The 16562-nt window shown below is 63.0% G+C and carries 14 protein-coding genes; 12 read left to right on the top strand and 2 right to left on the bottom strand.

Annotated features, from left to right (window positions below; translation table 11 throughout):
- The first annotated feature begins 7 nt into the window (after positions 1-7).
- The 5 genes from LUB09_RS15730 to LUB09_RS15710 all read left to right on the top strand — a co-directional run bounded on the left by LUB09_RS15730 (position 8) and on the right by LUB09_RS15710 (position 6170).
- Positions 8-1117 carry a mannuronate-specific alginate lyase gene (locus tag LUB09_RS15730; RefSeq protein ID WP_209988839.1) on the top strand — a complete coding sequence of 370 codons (1110 nt, stop codon included), beginning with the start codon at positions 8-10 and terminating at the stop codon, positions 1115-1117.
- 156 nt (positions 1118-1273) lie between these two features.
- Positions 1274-2806, top strand: coding sequence for an MBOAT family O-acyltransferase (locus LUB09_RS15725; protein ID WP_231423004.1), 1533 nt, complete (start codon positions 1274-1276; stop codon positions 2804-2806).
- A gap of 11 nt (positions 2807-2817) precedes the next feature.
- Positions 2818-3996 carry an alginate O-acetyltransferase gene (locus tag LUB09_RS15720; RefSeq protein WP_209988835.1) on the top strand — a complete coding sequence of 393 codons (1179 nt, stop codon included), beginning with the start codon at positions 2818-2820 and terminating at the stop codon, positions 3994-3996.
- Between the two features lie 16 nt (positions 3997-4012).
- Positions 4013-4669, top strand: a complete 657-nt coding sequence (locus LUB09_RS15715) for an alginate O-acetyltransferase AlgF (RefSeq protein ID WP_209988831.1) — start codon at positions 4013-4015, stop codon at positions 4667-4669.
- A gap of 49 nt (positions 4670-4718) precedes the next feature.
- The gene (locus LUB09_RS15710; RefSeq protein WP_209988827.1) at positions 4719-6170 is read left to right on the top strand and encodes a mannose-1-phosphate guanylyltransferase/mannose-6-phosphate isomerase; all 1452 of its coding nucleotides are present in this window, start codon (positions 4719-4721) and stop codon (positions 6168-6170) included.
- Positions 6171-6282: 112 nt separating this feature from the next.
- On the opposite strand, the gene LUB09_RS15705 is transcribed toward LUB09_RS15710, so the two are convergent.
- The gene (locus LUB09_RS15705) at positions 6283-8796 is read right to left on the bottom strand and encodes a dermonecrotic toxin domain-containing protein (protein WP_231423003.1); all 2514 of its coding nucleotides are present in this window, start codon (positions 8794-8796) and stop codon (positions 6283-6285) included.
- A 603-nt stretch (positions 8797-9399) separates the two neighbouring features.
- Between LUB09_RS15705 and LUB09_RS15700 the strand changes: the two genes are divergently transcribed.
- From LUB09_RS15700 to LUB09_RS15670, 7 genes are all read left to right on the top strand, one after another.
- Positions 9400-9864, top strand: a complete 465-nt coding sequence (locus tag LUB09_RS15700; RefSeq protein ID WP_209988821.1) for a multidrug transporter — start codon at positions 9400-9402, stop codon at positions 9862-9864.
- Positions 9865-9878: 14 nt separating this feature from the next.
- Complete coding sequence (locus tag LUB09_RS15695; protein WP_209988818.1) at positions 9879-10691, top strand: SDR family oxidoreductase; 813 nt, start codon at positions 9879-9881, stop codon at positions 10689-10691.
- Positions 10692-11093 carry a DUF4440 domain-containing protein gene (locus tag LUB09_RS15690; protein WP_209988815.1) on the top strand — a complete coding sequence of 134 codons (402 nt, stop codon included), beginning with the start codon at positions 10692-10694 and terminating at the stop codon, positions 11091-11093.
- Positions 11094-11325: 232 nt separating this feature from the next.
- The gene (locus tag LUB09_RS15685; RefSeq protein ID WP_231423002.1) at positions 11326-12699 is read left to right on the top strand and encodes a TolC family protein; all 1374 of its coding nucleotides are present in this window, start codon (positions 11326-11328) and stop codon (positions 12697-12699) included.
- Positions 12699-13829: an ABC transporter permease gene (locus LUB09_RS15680; RefSeq protein WP_209988811.1), complete on the top strand. Its 1131-nt coding sequence runs from the start codon at positions 12699-12701 to the stop codon at positions 13827-13829. The genes LUB09_RS15685 and LUB09_RS15680 overlap by 1 nt, the downstream gene beginning before the upstream one ends.
- 7 nt (positions 13830-13836) lie before the next feature.
- Positions 13837-14589, top strand: coding sequence for an ABC transporter ATP-binding protein (locus LUB09_RS15675; protein WP_231423001.1), 753 nt, complete (start codon positions 13837-13839; stop codon positions 14587-14589).
- Positions 14586-15488 (top strand): HlyD family secretion protein, encoded by a 903-nt coding sequence (locus tag LUB09_RS15670; protein ID WP_231423000.1) that lies wholly within the window; start codon positions 14586-14588, stop codon positions 15486-15488. The genes LUB09_RS15675 and LUB09_RS15670 overlap by 4 nt, the downstream gene beginning before the upstream one ends.
- Positions 15489-15701: 213 nt before the next feature.
- On the opposite strand, the gene LUB09_RS15665 is transcribed toward LUB09_RS15670, so the two are convergent.
- Positions 15702-16562, bottom strand: coding sequence for an efflux RND transporter periplasmic adaptor subunit (locus tag LUB09_RS15665; protein ID WP_231422999.1), 861 nt, complete (start codon positions 16560-16562; stop codon positions 15702-15704).

The raw sequence follows: 16562 nt of genomic DNA, 5'->3' as shown, positions 1-16562 counted from the left end.
GTTACCTATGCAAAAGTTATTGATTCCATCGTTGCTCGGCCTGGCGATCTTTGCCGGCGCCGCCAACGCCGCCGCGCCGCTGCGTCCGCCCCAGGGCTATTTCGCCCCGATCGAAGCGTTCAAGACCGGCGACTTCAAGGAAAACTGCGACACCATGCCCACGCCCTACACCGGGCCATTGCAGTTTCGCAGCAAATACGAAGGCTCCGACAAGGCACGTTCCACGCTGAACCTGCAGTCGGAAAAAGCCTTTCGCGACAGCACCGCCGACATCACCAAGCTGGAAAAAGACACCAGCAAGCGGGTGATGCAGTTCATGCGCGACGGCCGTCCGCAGCAGCTTGAATGCACACTGAACTGGTTGGTGTCGTGGGCCAAGGCCGACGCCTTGATGTCCAAGGACTTCAACCACACCGGCAAGTCCATGCGCAAATGGGCACTGGGCAGCATGGCCTCGGCCTATGTGCGCCTGAAGTTCTCCGACTCGCACCCGCTGGCCAATCACCAGCAGGAATCGCAGTTGATCGAAGCCTGGTTCAACAAACTCGCCGACCAGGTGGTGAGCGACTGGGACAACCTGCCGCTGGAAAAAACCAACAACCATTCCTACTGGGCCGCCTGGTCGGTGATGGCCACGTCCGTCGCCACCAACCGTCGCGACCTGTTTGACTGGGCCGTGAAGGAATACAAGGTCGGCGTGAACCAGGTCGACGACCAGGGCTTTTTGCCCAATGAATTGAAGCGCCAGCAACGCGCCCTGTCGTACCACAACTACGCCCTGCCGCCGCTGTCGATGATCGCCAGTTTCGCGCTGGTGAACGGTGTGGACCTGCGCCAGGAAAACAACAGCGCGCTCAAGCGCCTGGGCGACAAAGTGCTGGCCGGGGTCAAGGACCCGGAGATCTTCGAGCAGAAGAACGGCAAAGAGCAGGACATGAAGGACCTGAAACAGGACATGAAATTCGCCTGGCTCGAACCCTTCTGCACCCTCTACACCTGCGCCCCGGACGTGATCGAGCGCAAGCACGGCATGCAACCGTTCAAGACCTTCCGCCTGGGCGGTGACCTGACCAAGGTCTACGACCCGGCGCATGAAAAAGGCAACAAAGGTTCCTGAGCAAACTCGGTTAGAAATATGGGAGGGGGCAAGCCCCCTCCCACAGTTTGAGCCGGTTTCGTCAGTAGGAATGTTGTACCGCCCTCCCCGTCTTTTCGTGGGGGGGTTTGGGGGGGCTGCGGCCCTTGACTGTTGGTTAAACATGGAGAGATCGGGATGGTTTTCTCGTCCAATGTGTTCCTGTTTCTGTTCTTGCCGATCTTTCTCGGCTTGTACTACTTGAGCGGGCAACGCTATCGCAACCTGCTGCTGCTGATTGCCAGCTATGTGTTCTACGCCTGGTGGCGAGTGGACTTCCTGGCGCTGTTCGCCGCCGTCACGCTGTGGAATTACTGGATCGGCCTGAAGGTCGGTGTGGCGGGCGTGCGCACCAAGCCGGCCCAACGCTGGCTGCTGCTGGGCGTGGCCGTCGACCTGTGCATTCTCGGCTACTTCAAGTACGCCAACTTCGGCGTCGACAGCATCAACGTGATGATGAAGTCGGCGGGCCTGGAGCCGTTCATCCTCACCCACGTGCTGTTGCCGATCGGCATCTCGTTCTACATCTTCGAGTCCATCAGCTACATCATCGACGTGTATCGCGGCGACACCCCGGCCACGCGCAACCTCATCGACTTTGCCGCGTTCGTGGCGATCTTCCCGCACTTGATCGCCGGCCCCGTGCTGCGTTTTCGCGACCTGGCCGACCAGTTCAACAACCGCACGCACACCCTCGATAAATTCTCCGAGGGCTGCACGCGGTTCATGCAGGGTTTCATCAAGAAGGTATTCATTGCCGACACCCTCGCGGTGGTGGCCGACCATTGCTTCGCCCTGCAAAACCCCACCACGGGCGATGCCTGGCTCGGCGCGCTGGCCTACACCGCGCAGCTGTACTTCGACTTCTCCGGCTACAGCGACATGGCCATCGGCCTGGGCTTGATGATGGGTTTTCGCTTCATGGAAAACTTCAAGCAGCCGTACATCAGCCAGTCGATCACCGAGTTCTGGCGGCGCTGGCACATCAGCCTCTCCACCTGGCTGCGTGACTACCTCTACATCACCCTGGGCGGCAACCGCAAAGGCACACTGACCACCTACCGCAACCTGTTCCTGACCATGCTGCTCGGTGGCCTGTGGCACGGCGCGAACATCACCTACATCGTGTGGGGCGCCTGGCACGGCATGTGGCTGGCGATTGAAAAAGCCATTGGCCTGAACACCGCGCCGCGCAGCTTCAACGTGGTGCGCTGGGCCTTCACCTTCCTGCTGGTGGTGATGGGCTGGGTGATCTTCCGCGCCGAAAACCTGCACGTGGCCGGGCGTATGTACGGCGCCATGTTCAGCTTTGGCGAGTGGTCGCTGTCGGAACTCAACCGTTCCAGCCTCACCGGCCTGCAAGTGGCAACCCTGGTGGTGGCCTACGCCACCCTGGCGTTCTTCGGCCTGCGCGACTTCTACACCAACCGCCCTGCGGATAAAGCCAAACCGGCCGACCCGAGCCTGATCAAGGCGGTACCGGGCGACAACCCCGGCAGCATCCATCAGCCCGGTTTCAGCGTGGGTCGCGATGCGGCCGTGCAACCGGCCTACTGGACCGCTGACTGGCCACGCTACGCCATGCGCGCGGCGGTGCTGCTGCTGTTCGTGGCGTCGATTCTGAAACTGTCGGCGCAGAGTTTCTCGCCGTTCCTTTACTTCCAATTCTGAGGGAGCCGACCATGACCCGTTCATTACGCGTCCTCTATATAAGCCTGTTCCTGGCGCTGCTGCTGGCCCTGGGCGCCTGGTCGCTGCGCAGCTTCATGGGCTTTAGCACCAACGCCGACGCGACCGTGCTCAACGGTCGCTGGACCAAGGCCGTCGAGACCCATTACGACAAAGAGTTCCCGATCAAACGCCTGGGCACCAACCTGTGGGCAGCGCTGGACTACAAGCTGTTCAACGAAGGCCGCACCGGCGTGGTACTGGGTCGCGATCACTGGCTGTACAGCGATGAGGAATTCAACGCCATCGCCAACCAGGACCAGAACCTGCAAGACAACTACGCGCTGGTCGAGGGCGTACGCCAGCAGCTCAAGGCCCGTGGCATCCAGCTGGTGATGGCGATTGTGCCGGCCAAGGTGCGCCTGTACCCGGAGCATCTGGATGAGGTGAAACCGGCGAGCATCCACGCCAACCTGTACCAGGACTTCCACGCCCGTGTCGCCGCCGACAAGATCGTCGCGCCGGACCTGCTGGGGCCGCTGCAACAGGCCAAGCTGGCTGGCACGCAAGTGTTCCTGCGCACCGACACCCACTGGACTCCGGACGGCGCTGAAATCGCGGCCAGGCAGTTGGCCAAAACCATCTCCGAGAAAACGCCGTTGAGCGGCGAGCCGCAGCGCTTTGTCACCGAGGCGGAAAAAACCGAGCCGCACAAAGGTGACCTGCGCCTGTTCCTGCCCCTGGACCCGCTGTTCGAAAACCTGATGCCGCCCAAGGAGCCCCTGCAAAAGCGCGTGACGCACCTGGCTGAAGACAAAGGCGACGACGCCCTGTTTGCCGACAGCGAGACCCCGGTGGCACTGGTGGGCACCAGCTACAGCGCCAACCCCAACTGGAACTTCGTCGGCGCGCTCAAGCAGGCCCTGCACAGCGACGTCATCAACTACTCCGAAGACGGCCACGGCCCGATCCTGCCGATGCTCAGCTACCTGAAAAGCGATGACTTCAAGAACAACCCGCCGCAAGTGCTGATCTGGGAATTTCCTGAACGTTATCTGCCTGTGAACAACGAAATCGGCGACGCCGACCCCGACTGGGTTGCGCAGCTCAAACAAGCCGGTATGCGCCAGCAAGACATGGCGTTGAACAACACCCTTAAAAAATCCGAGACGCCCGACCGGGCGCAAAACTGAAAGAGAGGTAACTCACATGACTTTCACTACAACTGCGCGCCATCTCGCCAAGTCCCTGGCCATCGCTGCCGGCGTAAGCTTCGTATCGATGTCCGCCTTCGCCGGTGGTGACGCCGCCCTGTACGGCCCCACCGCGCCAAAAGGCTCGAGCTTTGTGCGCATCTACAACGCCAGCAACCAGGAAGTCAGCGCCACCGTGGGCAACACCAACCTCAGTGAGGTTGCGCCACTGGCCAGCAGCGACTTCAGCTTCATGCCCGGCGGTGACTACAGCGCCAAGGTCGGCAGCCAGACCGTGCCGGTCAAACTGGCCGCCGATCACTACTACACCCTGGTCAACAGCGGCAGCGGCCAGCCGCAGCTGATCGAAGAGCCGCCGTTCAAGAACAAGCAGAAATCCCTGGTGCGCGTGCAGAACCTCAGCGACAAGGCCCTGACCCTGAAAACCGCCGACGGCAAGACCGATGTGGTCAAGTCGGTGGCCGCCAAGGGCCGTGGCGAGCGTGAAATCAACCCGGTGAAGGTAAGCCTGGCGTTGTATGACGGTGACAAGAAAGTCGGCGATGTGAAGCCGGTTGCGTTGGAACGTGGTGAAGCGGCGGTGCTGTATGTCACCGGCACAGGTTCGAGCCTGTCGCCAGTGTGGGTGAAACGCCCGGTATCGACCCGCTGATTAGCTTTTGAAATTGACTCTGACTCAATCGATTCAAGGAGAAATACCGATGATTCCAGTAATCCTTTCCGGTGGCAGCGGCTCACGTCTTTGGCCGCTTTCGCGCAAACAGTTCCCAAAACAGTTCCTGGCCCTGACCGGTGAGCACACCCTGTTCCAGCAAACCCTGGAGCGCCTGGTGTTCGAAGGCATGGACGCGCCGATTGTGGTGTGCAACAAGGACCACCGTTTCATCGTCAACGAGCAGTTGAGCGCCCGCAAGCTCGAGTGCCAGCGCATCCTGATGGAACCCTTCGGCCGCAACACCGCGCCAGCCGTGGCGCTGACCGCGATGATGCTGGTCAACGAAGGCCGTGACGACCTGATGCTGGTGCTGCCGGCCGACCACGTGATCGACGACCAGAAAGCCCTGCAACGCGCCCTGGCCCTGGCCACCGTGGCCGCCGAGCGCGGCGAGATGGTGCTGTTCGGTGTCCCGGCCACCCGCCCGGAAACCGGTTATGGCTATATCAAGTCGGCCAACGACTCGCTGCTGCCCGAAGGCGTCAGCCGTGTTGAGCAGTTCGTGGAAAAACCAAACGAGAAGCGCGCCGTCGAGTTCGTCAAAAGCGGCGGCTATTTCTGGAACAGCGGCATGTTCCTGTTCCGCGCCAGCCGCTTCCTCGAAGAGTTGAAAAAGCACGATCCGGACATCTACGACACCTGCCTGCTGACCCTGGAGCGCAGCGAGCAGACCGCCGACACCGTGACCTTCGACGAGGCTACCTTCGCCTGCTGCCCGGACAACTCCATCGACTACGCCGTGATGGAAAAAACCCAGCGCGCCTGCGTGGTGCCGCTGAGCGCCGGCTGGAGCGACGTGGGCTGCTGGGCCTCGCTGTGGGCGGTCAACGAAAAGGACGCCAACGGCAACGTGAGCAAGGGCGACGTGGTGATCCAGGACAGCCGTAACTGCATGGTGCACGGCAACGGCAAGCTGGTGTCGGTGATCGGTCTGGACAATATCGTCGTGGTGGAAACCAAGGACGCGATGATGATTGCCCACAAGGACAAGGTCCAGGGCGTCAAGCAGATGGTCAACACCCTCAACGAGCAGGGCCGCAGCGAAACCCAGAACCACTGCGAAGTCTATCGTCCGTGGGGCTCCTACGACTCGGTGGACATGGGCGGGCGCTTCCAGGTCAAGCACATCTCGGTCAAGCCGGGCGCGTGCCTGTCGCTGCAGATGCACCACCACCGCGCCGAACACTGGATCGTGGTGAGCGGCACCGCCGAGGTCACCTGTGACGAGAACGTGTTCCTGCTCTGCGAGAACCAGTCCACCTACATCCCGATCGCCTCGGTGCACCGCCTGCGCAACCCGGGCAAGATCCCGCTGGAGATCATCGAAGTGCAATCGGGCAGCTACCTGGGCGAAGACGACATCGAACGCTTCGAAGACATCTACGGCCGCTCGACGCCGATTGAACGTGGCGTGTCGGTGAAAACTATCGCGCAGTAACACGGTCGTAGAACAAGCCCCCACCCGGCCCACTGCGTCCCCTATCCGCAGTGGGCCGGGTGGGGGCTTTTTTTTGGATTGCTGGCGACTGTGAAAGCCCCTGCGCTTTTGCCTAGCCAGGATTAGGCGGCATATAGGGCGTCTCACCACGAGAGATGACTCGATTGGTCAGCCCCGAGCCAGGGCCGGTCCTGTACTGCAATGGGATGTCGAACTTGGTGTCCACATAGAAAATATGTGGGTAATCCGGGTCGCTCAACAGCACCAGGCCTGAGGTGTTGACCTCGAAATAGTTGGTCATTTTATCCAGCGTGTTGCCATATCTTCGCCGCCCGAAAATCAGCCGGGATATCTGCTCCGTTGGCCTGTCTTCAGGGGCCAGGTCCGTAAAGTAGTGCCTGCCCTGCCCTCGGGGCAGAGGGGTTCCGTTCAAATGCGTGGAGGATGGCTCGAAGGCGCGTTGCGCGACGAACGAAGCCTGACGGTCTTGCGACGTATATTTGTAGAACACGTTCTTTCCTTTGACGGGAGGCTCCAGCTCAGCCTTTTCACCGGGAAAGGCTTCAGCCAACCTGGGCCGCTTGAACGTGGATTGCCCGGCCTGCCCGTCGCTGGACGTTGCTGAAGCCGAGGTCCCAGTCGCGTCTCGCGGGCGCTTGCTCGGTAACTGCTGCCCTTCCCTGCCACCGCCGAGCATTCTGTTCATGCGCCACTGGCCGTTGCCTGTCGGCTCCAGCAGCATCACCCTGGCTCTGGTCACCGGATTGATGACCCAGACAGGTCCTCCGGATTTGTAGACACGACTGATTTCGAAAACCCCGCGTTCATCCCCGCCTTCGCCGTAGCGCACATAATGCTGCTCCCCGACTTGGTAAGTACCGTCGCCCTTGATCGTGCAGCCCTCCAACAGGGCATCGGGCAACGCGTGTTCGCTGAAGTCAGGTAACCCGATATCGGCCTCGCTGAACTCCGGCACGATCACGGGAGGCCCTTCCTGGGGAAGCGTAAAGGGGTCGTCGACTTTTGCCCCGCCACTGATCGAGAACAGGGTGTTGAGCATGCCGTCGATCACCTTGGCGTTTCCAACCGCACGCTCTGCCTGTGTATCGCCAGAAACAGTTTTTTCGACCCCCACTGCAGCTTCCGCAAGGCCTGTGAATACGGCCGCCGCCGCAGCAGGCGCGCCCAGAGGCGCCAATCTGGCCAACAATTGGGCGGCAACCGACAGGTCGTTAAGCCAGGTGTCGCGGGTGACTTCACTGTCGGATTTGATGGCAATATCCGCGTCGCTGTACATACGCTCGGCTGTCAGTTGCGCCATGTGGCTGAAAATATCGTCCTTGATGGCGAAATTGCTGCGGTCAATGACGGTACCTTCCAGATTATCGCTGGCGCCCGTACCGAGATGTTCCAGGGACACGTCGACGCCTTCCTTCGGGCGGCTGGGAATCAGCGCGATCAGCTCGGTCAGCGGGTTCACGGCGTGAAGCAGGTTCAGCCAAAAGGTATCGGCCCCCCTGTCCTGCCGATTTTCCAATGAGAAGTGCGATTCCAGAGCTTTTCGCGTTGATGCAGAACGGGCTTGGTCGGCGACCCACTGGTCCATTTTCTCCAGTGAGGCGAATGTAAGAAATGCGGGCCTGGCGCCCGGTATATAGAGGATCTGCCTGCCGTTGAGGCGGCCCTTCAAGTACTCGCGCGGGCCTGTGTCGGGCAGAGTGAAACGCAAAATATCAGTGGACTTGAATCCATTGATATCGAAGGCGTGAACGTCAACGCTGCCGCTGACCGGAAACGGGGCCTTCAACTGTTCGACGCCCAGAGGCTGGTTTTCATCCACAGGCACGCCGCCTATCGCTTCCATCAGCCTGCGAAAATCATTACGGGAGAACTGATGCTCAGGGACCTGCAATGCCCGCTCGGCAGGCAGACTGTTCAATTGGGTTTGCAGTTGCTGACGCGCCTGGTAGATGAATTCGCCTTTCAGGACTGTTCGGTAGTCATCGACATGATCTTTCCAGAAACGGCTAATTTTTTCGGTGACCTTCGCCTGCAAATCGTACTTCCAGACGCCGCGCATAAAATCCGACGGGGCCAGCGGAATTTGATTATGCGCGCCGTACCCTGATTTTTGACTCTGGCCGCGGCCGTCTTTATACAACCCGGCCTCCAGGTCCAGATTGCCTGGAACCCAATCATGCTCGGAAAAGTTGTTCAATACTGCGTCGGTCAAGCTGATTGAGGAGGCTGGTTCCTCATCCAGATGTTCCCAACCGGATGCGGTCGAGGCCGATTGCGAACCATGAAAACGGTTCAGGTAGGTCTTGTCGGCATCCACCTGCAAGCCGGTCAGGTCGAACACAATTGCTTCAGCGCATCGCCTGGCTTCGGCGCGCACATCCGGGAGTGCAGCCGCCGCACTCATTGCAAGCTTGCTGAACTTGTCTTTCTCGAGCGAGGCCCTGGCGGCTTGCCCGGTATCGACCACAGGGGCATTTGAGCGTACCGCCAACGGGACAGAACGGACAGGCTCTTGCGGCATAGACCGCACCGCCACCGGCTCTGGCGGATAGGCAGGCTCACTGGGAGCTGTCTGATGTTGCGAACGCTGAGGAGCGGTGATCATTGGCGGGGGCTCATACACGTTGACAGACCATCTGGTCTGGGAATTATCCGAAAGGACGTCATGACCTGAGTGTCAATCCGAGCAAAAAAACGCGAACACACTCCGTTAGGATTAATGTCTATTGCAGAACATTGCGCCCGTCATCCGCAGCGAGTTGGACACCGCTTTTTTTGGGACGTGTGGTGGCATCCCCATCAAACATGCACGCGAACGCACCAGCGACGTATCAGGCATTGCCCGTGTACTCACACTGGCTGTTCAGTCAGTAAGCGTTCGCGAGCAAATCGCACCGCCGCTTCCACAGAGCATCTGCACTTGACTGAACGGCATCAGGGCTTGCCCCGCATTGGGCTGCGCAGCAGCCCCAAAACCATGTTCTGCGTAGTGTCACGTACACCGCGTTTTCTTTGATTGGGGGCGCTTCGCGCCCCAACGCGGGGCAAGCCCGCTCGCCACAGGAATGTGGCTGCCTGAAACTTCAGGTTTTAAAATCAATAAGTTTGATAAGCGCTGGCTTGCCTGCGATGGCGTGCGAAAGCACACCGGATAGTCAACCCGCCTCCCTCACAGTAGGATGGTCCATCCATTCGCGAGGCGGTCTCCATGTTCTTCGGCGTTCTCCTGATCATCACCTGGTTGATCCTGCTGCTGCGCTACCCGGCCAAAGCCTTGCCGGTGTCCCTGGCCGCCGCCGCAGGCCTGGGTCTGGTCGCGGTGTGGGTGGTGTGGCTGGACAACCGCGAAGCCTCGCAACTGGCGCGCCTTGAACTGCGCATCGTCTACGCACCCCAGGAATGCCCCGCCGACCGCCCACTGAAACTGACCCTGAACAACGGCAACGACGTACCCCTCACCGAACTGCGCTGGCGCGTCGCCGCCTACGCACCGGGCGACAGCGTGAACCTGGCCGACAACGTCTACGCCGCTCCGCGCTATCGCGGCCCCGGCGAACTGCAGGCCGGCGCCACCTGGGACGACTGCCTGCCCACCCCGCCACTGCGCCCCGGTTACCGCGCGCAAACCCTGGAATTTCGTGCCGAGCACCTGCAAGGCAGTTTCTCGGACTGACAAAGGATTGACCCATGCCCAACGTACTCATCACCGGCTGCTCCAGCGGCATCGGCCGCGCCCTGGCCGACGCGTTTAAAAGCGCAGGCTTCGACGTGTGGGCCAGCGCCCGCCGCGCGGACGATGTCGCCGCCCTCGCCGCCGCAGGCTTGCGGGCCGTGCAACTGGACGTCAACGACAGCGCCGCCCTGCAGCACCTGGCCGAGCAACTGGGCGAGCTGGATGTGCTGGTCAACAACGCCGGCTACGGCGGCATGGGGCCGCTGCTCGACGGCGGCACCGAAGCCATGCAGCGCCAGTTCGAGACCAATGTGTTTTCCATTGTCGGCGTGACCCAGGCGCTGTTCCCCGCCCTGCGGCGCAGCAAGGGCCTGGTGGTGAACATCGGCAGCGTCTCCGGTGTGCTGGTCACCCCGTTTGCCGGCGCCTACTGCGCCTCCAAAGCCGCCGTGCACGCCCTGAGCGATGCCCTGCGCATGGAACTGGCACCGTTCGGCATCCGTGTGATGGAAGTGCAACCCGGCGCGATCAATACCCAATTTGCGAAAAACGCCGGCGCCCAGGCCGAACAGTTGATCAACGAACAATCACCCTGGTGGCCCCTGCGCGAAAGCATCCGCGCCCGCACCCAGGCCTCACAGGACAAGCCGACACCCGCCGGCGTATTCGCGGCGCATGTGCTCCAGGCCGCGCAGCGGCAACAGCCCCCGCGCCTGCTGCGCTCGGGCAATGGCAGCCGGGTGTTGCCGCTGATGGCGGCGTTGTTGCCCAGGGGCTTATTGGAAAAAGCATTGAAGAAACGCTTTGGCTTGAATGGGAGTTTATAAATGATCGACTACAGCGACTTTTTCGAAGAAGTGATTCAGACCCACATCGAGATCGAGCAATGGTTCGCCGGTGTCGCGCCGCAGGGCACGCTGCAACAGTTGCTGGCGCGCTTCTCGCCGGAGTTCACCATGATTGCGCCGTCCACCGGTACGCGCATGAATGCGGCCGGGGTCAATTATCTGTTTACGCGGCTCGGCGGGCAGCGGCCGGGGTTGAAGATCACCTTGAGCGAGCTGACCGGCATTGACCGGCACGCACGCGGGGCCATCGTCAGTTACCGCGAGCATCAGGTCGATGACAGCGGCACCCAGACAGACCGCCGGGCCACGGTGGTGTTCGAGAAGCTGGCCAGCGGCGCCCTGCTGTGGCGCCATTTGCACGAGACCTACTGCCAGGCCTGATCGGCCACTTCCCCAAGGCTGGCCCGCGCGCGCGGTCGCCAGCCCGCTCATTGCGCTGCAATACAATTTCGCTACAGAACTGAACGGGCGCTATGGGTACAGTCGCGTCCTGAATCCAGACTCAGCATCCTCAGACCCCTCTCGCGTTTGTCGTTGATCGTAGTCCGCCTCGATCCAATCACGCCCTTGGGTGACCCCTATCAAGTTTCCTAGCAGATCGCGCTCGTGTCGCATGCTATGCACCCTGTCCCTGGTGTTGATCGCCGGCTGTTCGGTAGCCCCCCTGCCGGCCTTGAAACCGTCCACGCCGCAGGTCTGGCGCAACACCCCGCCAGACCTGGCGCCGCGCAAGCCCGACGTCAATCAGTGGTGGCGCGCCTTCAACGACCCCGAACTCGATGCCCTGGTGGTGCGTGCCCTGCACAACAATCTGGAGGCGGGCGCGGCCATCGAGCGGTTGCGTGCCACCCGCGTGCTCAGCCGCAGCGCGCAGGCACCTTACCTGCCGTCGCTGGGCGTGAAGACCCATGATGCGATCAGCCCTGACACCAGCACCTCGTACTTTCTGATCGGCTTCGATGCGCAGTGGGAGTTGCCCCTGTTCGGTGCCCGGCAGAGTGCCGAACGCCTGGCCCAGGGCCATGAAGCGCTGCTGCAGGCCGAGGTGCGCAGCGTGCAAGTGTCACTGGTGGCCGAACTCACGCGGCAGTGGCTGGAGCTGCGTTCGGCGCAACAGGCGCAGCTCAGCCTGACCCGCCAGCGCGACACCCAGCGGGAAAAACTGGCGCTGCTGCGAGTGCGCGAGCACCTGGCCCTGGCCTCGCCCGCCGAAGTGGCCGCCGCTGAAGTGGAACTGGCGCAGGCCGAGATGAGCCTGAGCACGCCGCGTCAGTTGATCAACCGCCACGCGCAACAGTTGGCGCTGCTGGCGGGCCAATCCGAACCTGAACCGCGCTGGCTGCAACCGCGACCGCTGCCCACCCTTGGCCCGTGGCAACTCGACAACCTGCCGGCGGACCTGCTGCGCACACGCCCGGAAATCGCCAGCGCCGAAGCCCAGGTGCTGGTCGCCGCCGGTGAGCTGGGCATGAGCCGCGCCGACATGTACCCACGCCTGAGCCTGGGCGCCTCGTTGCAGTGGTCGGTGAACATCGCCAGCAACCGCAAACGCACGCCCAGCGGCAACGGCATTTTCTCGGCCGGACCGGGCATCAGCATTCCGCTGTTCGACTGGGGCCAACGCGCCAGCGCCGCTCGCGCCAGCGACCACCTGCTGCAGGCCGCCCTGCTGGATTATCGCCAGGCCGTCCTGCAAGGCGTCACTCAGGTGGAAATGGCGCTGGGGGATCTGGAACAGACACGCTTGCGTGAACAGGCATCCCGCCAGGCACAGGCAGCGACGCAAGCACGCCTGCACGCCTTGCGACAGCGCACGCAGCTGGGGTTGATGAGCACGCTGGAGCTGGCGGGCGCCGAGGTGCAGGCGCAGCAGGCCCGGCAACAGGCCGACGCTGCCAGCACTGAACGGGGTATCGCCTACATCGCGCTGTACAAGGCGCTTGGTGGCGCGCCGTTGCCGGCCGGCGCAATCAAGGAAACGGACTGATGGTTGCGCTCGCCCGCCTGACCCTGATCCATGAATGGCGCCGCTTCCTGCCGGCAATCATTGCCGTGGGCTTCGCCGGGTTGCTGCAATTGCTGCAGGCCGCATTGGTGCTGGGCATCTTTGGCAGCGCCAGCGTGTATATCACCGGCTCCACGGCCGACCTGTGGGTCGGTTACCCCGGCACCCAGAGCGTCAACCTCGGCAGGCCCATCGACGCCGGCGTAGAGATGCGCTTGCGCATGGACGCCGATGTGGTGCGGGTGGAACCGTTTCGCTGGGTCGACGCCGATTGGCGCGGCGCACGGGACACCGGCGGCGTGTCGGTGTTTGTGTCGGGTATCGACGCGGGTCCGCAAGGCCTGATGTTTGAACGCGTGCTATCGACCGATCTGCGCGCACGCCTGGACGAACCCGGCGCCGTGATCGTCGACCGCGCCGACCTCGACAGCCTGGGCGTCAACCTGGGGGACGCCGCAACCATCAACGGCCATCGCGTGCGCGTGGTCGGCATCGCCAGCGGCCTGCGCGCGCTGGGCGGGGTGAACGTGCTGGCGTCGCTGACCACCGCGCGACAACTCGACACCACCGCTCCCGCAGACCGCATTACCTACCTGGTGGCCAAGGTGCGCGACCCGGCTCAGGCCGAGGCGGTTGCCACACGCCTGGGCGACGGCGCCGCGTTCGGCAGCTACGCGGTGTGGACGGCACAACAGTTCGCCCAGCGCTCGCAGTGGTACTGGATGTTCGACACGGGCGCCGGGGCCGGCGTGCTGTTTCTGGCGGCCATCGTATTTCTGGTGGGCGCCGTGATCACCAGCCAGACGCTGGTGGCTGCGGTCGTCGGCTCGATCCGCGAATACGCCACCTTGAACGCCCTCGGCGTCGGCGTCACGGCCTTGCGCAAAGTGGTGATGGAGCAGGCGTTCTGGGTCGGGGCCCTGGGCCTGCTCGGCAGTTCGCTGCTGGCCGGGCTGTTCTTCGTGCTGGCCGGCTACTACAACGTGCCACTGCAGCTCTCGCCCATCGCAGCCCTGGCGTGCCTGCTGCTGAGCATGACCCTGGCCCTGGTGTCAGGCCTGGCGGCCATCCGCACTTTACGTCACGCCGACCCGGCGAGCCTTTTGAGATGACCCGCCCATGCGCATCCTGACCTCGGCAGCCCCTATCACCCTGCACGCCAGCGGGATCAGCAAATCCTTCACCTCGGGACGGGTGGTGACCCCCGTGCTGCACGACATCACCCTGGCGATACGCCCCGGCGAACTGACCCTGATCTCCGGCCCGTCCGGCTGCGGCAAAAGCACCCTGCTCGCGATTCTCAGCGGCCTGCAGCGGCCCGACCGCGGCAGCGCCAGCGCACTCGGGCACGACTTGGACAGCTTCGACGCACGCGCCCTGGAGCAGTTTCGCCTACGGCACACCGGCTTTGTGTTCCAGGGCTTCAACCTGTTTCCGGCGTTGACCGCGCTGCAGCAGGTGGCGCTGCCGTTGGGCTACCTCGGGCTGCCGGCCAGGGAAATCCAGCAACGCGCCATCGAAGCGCTGGAAGAGGTCGGCCTGGGTGCGCGCCTGAAACTGCGCCCGGCCGAATTGTCCGGCGGCGAAAAGCAGCGCGTCGCGATTGCGCGGGCAGTGGCCAAGGCGCCCGAGTTGTTGTTCGCCGACGAACCGACCAGTGCGCTGGACGCCGCCAACGGCCACATCGTGATCGACATCCTGCACCGCATCGCCCGCACGCGGGGCACCACGGTGCTGTGCGTCAGTCACGACCCGCGGTTGATCAGCAATGCCGACCGGGTGTTGACCATTGAAGACGGCCGCATCCTCAACGACACCCCTTCTCCCTTCCAGCCGGCGACGATCGCCGGTGCCCAGGAACCCAGCGCATGAACCCACGTCTGTTTCGCCCCTGGCTGTTGTTGAGCAGCGCACTGCTGGTGCTGAGTGCCTGCTCCCGTGAAGACGTCCCGGCCAAGCCCGCTGCGGCGCCCCCGACCTATCTCGCGGTGGCGCGCGGCCGCATCGACGTGGAGGGCGGCCTGCTCAGGCTGGGCGTCACCCGTGACGGCGTGGTGGCCGAGGTCAAGGTCAATGAAGGCGAGTCCGTCAAGCAGGGCCAACTGCTCGCCACGCTGGACAGTGAGGCCGCGCAACTGGCGGTGGCTGCCGCGTTGGGGGAGCAACAGCAGGTGGAGGTCCAGGCCAGGCAACTGGCCAGGCAACTCACGTTCGCCGAGCAGACGGCCACGCGCCTGAGCACGGCCGCTGCCGCCGGTGCTGGCGATAGCCAGAGCGCCGACGAGGCCCGCGAGAGCGCCGCGCGGTTACGCGACGCGCTTGAAAAGAATCAGGGCGACGCCCAGGCAGCCGCAAGAAAACTGACGGCGGCCCGCTACGAACTGACCCGGCGCAGCCTGCGTGCGCCCATCGACGCCGAAGTGGTCCGCCGCCTGATCCAGCCTGGCGCCGCCGTCTCCGCACAATCGGGCGCAGCATTCGTGTTGCTGCCCAACCAGCCACGCATCGTGCGCGCCGAGCTGAATGAGTCATTCACCGGCGTGGTGGTCCCGGGGATGAAAGCCGAGGTCACCGACGACAGCGTCAACGGCTCCACGCCGCTGACCGCCCACGTGGTGCGCATCAGCTCAGTGCTGGGCAGCAGCACCCTGGAAGACGACCCCCAGGTCAGAGCCAATATGCGCACGGTCGAATGCATACTCGCGTTCGACCAACCACCGCCGGCATCGCTGCGGGTGGGGCAGCGCATGCTGGTGCGGTTTGGGCCTTAGCTATCGGCAAAGGCTGCCCTGTGGCAGACGGGCTACTGTGGCGAGCAGGCTTGTCCTGCGTTGGGCTGCGCAGCAGCCCCAAAACCAGGCGCTGAGGCGTATCAGGTACACCGCATTTTGCTGGATTGGGGGCGCTTCGCACCCCAACGCGGGGCAAGCCCGCTCGCCACAAAAGACCGCCGTCACAGCTTGCTCGCCACAGTTCGCCAAGGTTCAGTGCCGCACGGGCTTCACGATTACGGTGCAGGTGATCCCGGCCGCCAACAACACACCTTCTGGCACCCGATCGATATGAATGCGCACCGGCACGCGCTGGGCCAGTCTCACCCAGTTGAAGGTCGGATTCACATCCGCAATCAGCTGCCGGCTCTCGGGGTTGTCGCGGTCGTAGATGCCGCGCGAAATGCTTTCCACATGGCCTTTCAAGGTCTCGCCGCTCATCAATTGCATATCGGCGCTGTCGCCCACCTTCACATGGGGCAACTTGGTTTCTTCAAAGAAGCCGTAGACCCAGAACGAGTTCATGTCCACCACGGCCATTTTGGCTTCGCCGATGCGTGCATAGTCGCCGCGGTGCACGTTGAGGTTGGTGACGTAGCCGTCGACCGCCGCGAGCACTCGGGTGCGTTTGAGGTTGAGTTCGGCGGCCTCCAGTTGCGCCAGGGCGTGCTGGTAATCGGCCAGGGCCGCGTCGGCGATGTTGCTGGCGTCGTCGCGGTTTTCCCTGGAGATCACCAGCGCGTCGAGGTCGGCGCGGCGGTGGGCGTTGACCTTGCGCATGTCCCAGGTGGCTTTGCGGGAGGCCACCAGGGACTGCGCCTGCTTGACCGCAATGCGGTAATGCTCGGGGTCGATCTGCATCAGCAGGTCACCTTTTTTGACCAACTGGTTATCGCGCACGGGCACCTCGACCACCTCGCCGGTCACGTCGGCCGCGACGTTGATGATGTCGGCACGCACGCGGCCGTCGCGGGTCCAGGGTGTGTCCATGTAGTGCACCCACAGCGTGCGGCCAATCCAGATCGCCAGCGCCAATACCAGCAAGGTGGCGAGCAGGCTGAAAAACTTTTTCAT

It is taken from the genome of Pseudomonas sp. Leaf59, assembly GCF_920984685.1.
Classification (GTDB): domain Bacteria; phylum Pseudomonadota; class Gammaproteobacteria; order Pseudomonadales; family Pseudomonadaceae; genus Aquipseudomonas.
Note: the sequence above shows the minus strand (reverse complement) of the source record. Positions and strands in the feature narration are given on the sequence as shown.

Excerpts from the sequence above, each read along its gene's own strand:
- LUB09_RS15730 (WP_209988839.1), top strand. The coding sequence starts at position 8 with ATGCAAAAGTTATTGATTCCATCGTTGCTCGGCCTGGCGATCTTTGCC.
- LUB09_RS15725 (WP_231423004.1), top strand. The coding sequence starts at position 1,274 with ATGGTTTTCTCGTCCAATGTGTTCCTGTTTCTGTTCTTGCCGATCTTT.
- LUB09_RS15720 (WP_209988835.1), top strand. The coding sequence starts at position 2,818 with ATGACCCGTTCATTACGCGTCCTCTATATAAGCCTGTTCCTGGCGCTG.
- LUB09_RS15715 (WP_209988831.1), top strand. The coding sequence starts at position 4,013 with ATGACTTTCACTACAACTGCGCGCCATCTCGCCAAGTCCCTGGCCATC.
- LUB09_RS15710 (WP_209988827.1), top strand. The coding sequence starts at position 4,719 with ATGATTCCAGTAATCCTTTCCGGTGGCAGCGGCTCACGTCTTTGGCCG.
- LUB09_RS15705 (WP_231423003.1), bottom strand. The coding sequence starts at position 8,796 with ATGATCACCGCTCCTCAGCGTTCGCAACATCAGACAGCTCCCAGTGAG.
- LUB09_RS15700 (WP_209988821.1), top strand. The coding sequence starts at position 9,400 with ATGTTCTTCGGCGTTCTCCTGATCATCACCTGGTTGATCCTGCTGCTG.
- LUB09_RS15695 (WP_209988818.1), top strand. The coding sequence starts at position 9,879 with ATGCCCAACGTACTCATCACCGGCTGCTCCAGCGGCATCGGCCGCGCC.
- LUB09_RS15690 (WP_209988815.1), top strand. The coding sequence starts at position 10,692 with ATGATCGACTACAGCGACTTTTTCGAAGAAGTGATTCAGACCCACATC.
- LUB09_RS15685 (WP_231423002.1), top strand. The coding sequence starts at position 11,326 with ATGCTATGCACCCTGTCCCTGGTGTTGATCGCCGGCTGTTCGGTAGCC.
- LUB09_RS15680 (WP_209988811.1), top strand. The coding sequence starts at position 12,699 with ATGGTTGCGCTCGCCCGCCTGACCCTGATCCATGAATGGCGCCGCTTC.
- LUB09_RS15675 (WP_231423001.1), top strand. The coding sequence starts at position 13,837 with ATGCGCATCCTGACCTCGGCAGCCCCTATCACCCTGCACGCCAGCGGG.
- LUB09_RS15670 (WP_231423000.1), top strand. The coding sequence starts at position 14,586 with ATGAACCCACGTCTGTTTCGCCCCTGGCTGTTGTTGAGCAGCGCACTG.
- LUB09_RS15665 (WP_231422999.1), bottom strand. The coding sequence starts at position 16,562 with ATGAAAAAGTTTTTCAGCCTGCTCGCCACCTTGCTGGTATTGGCGCTG.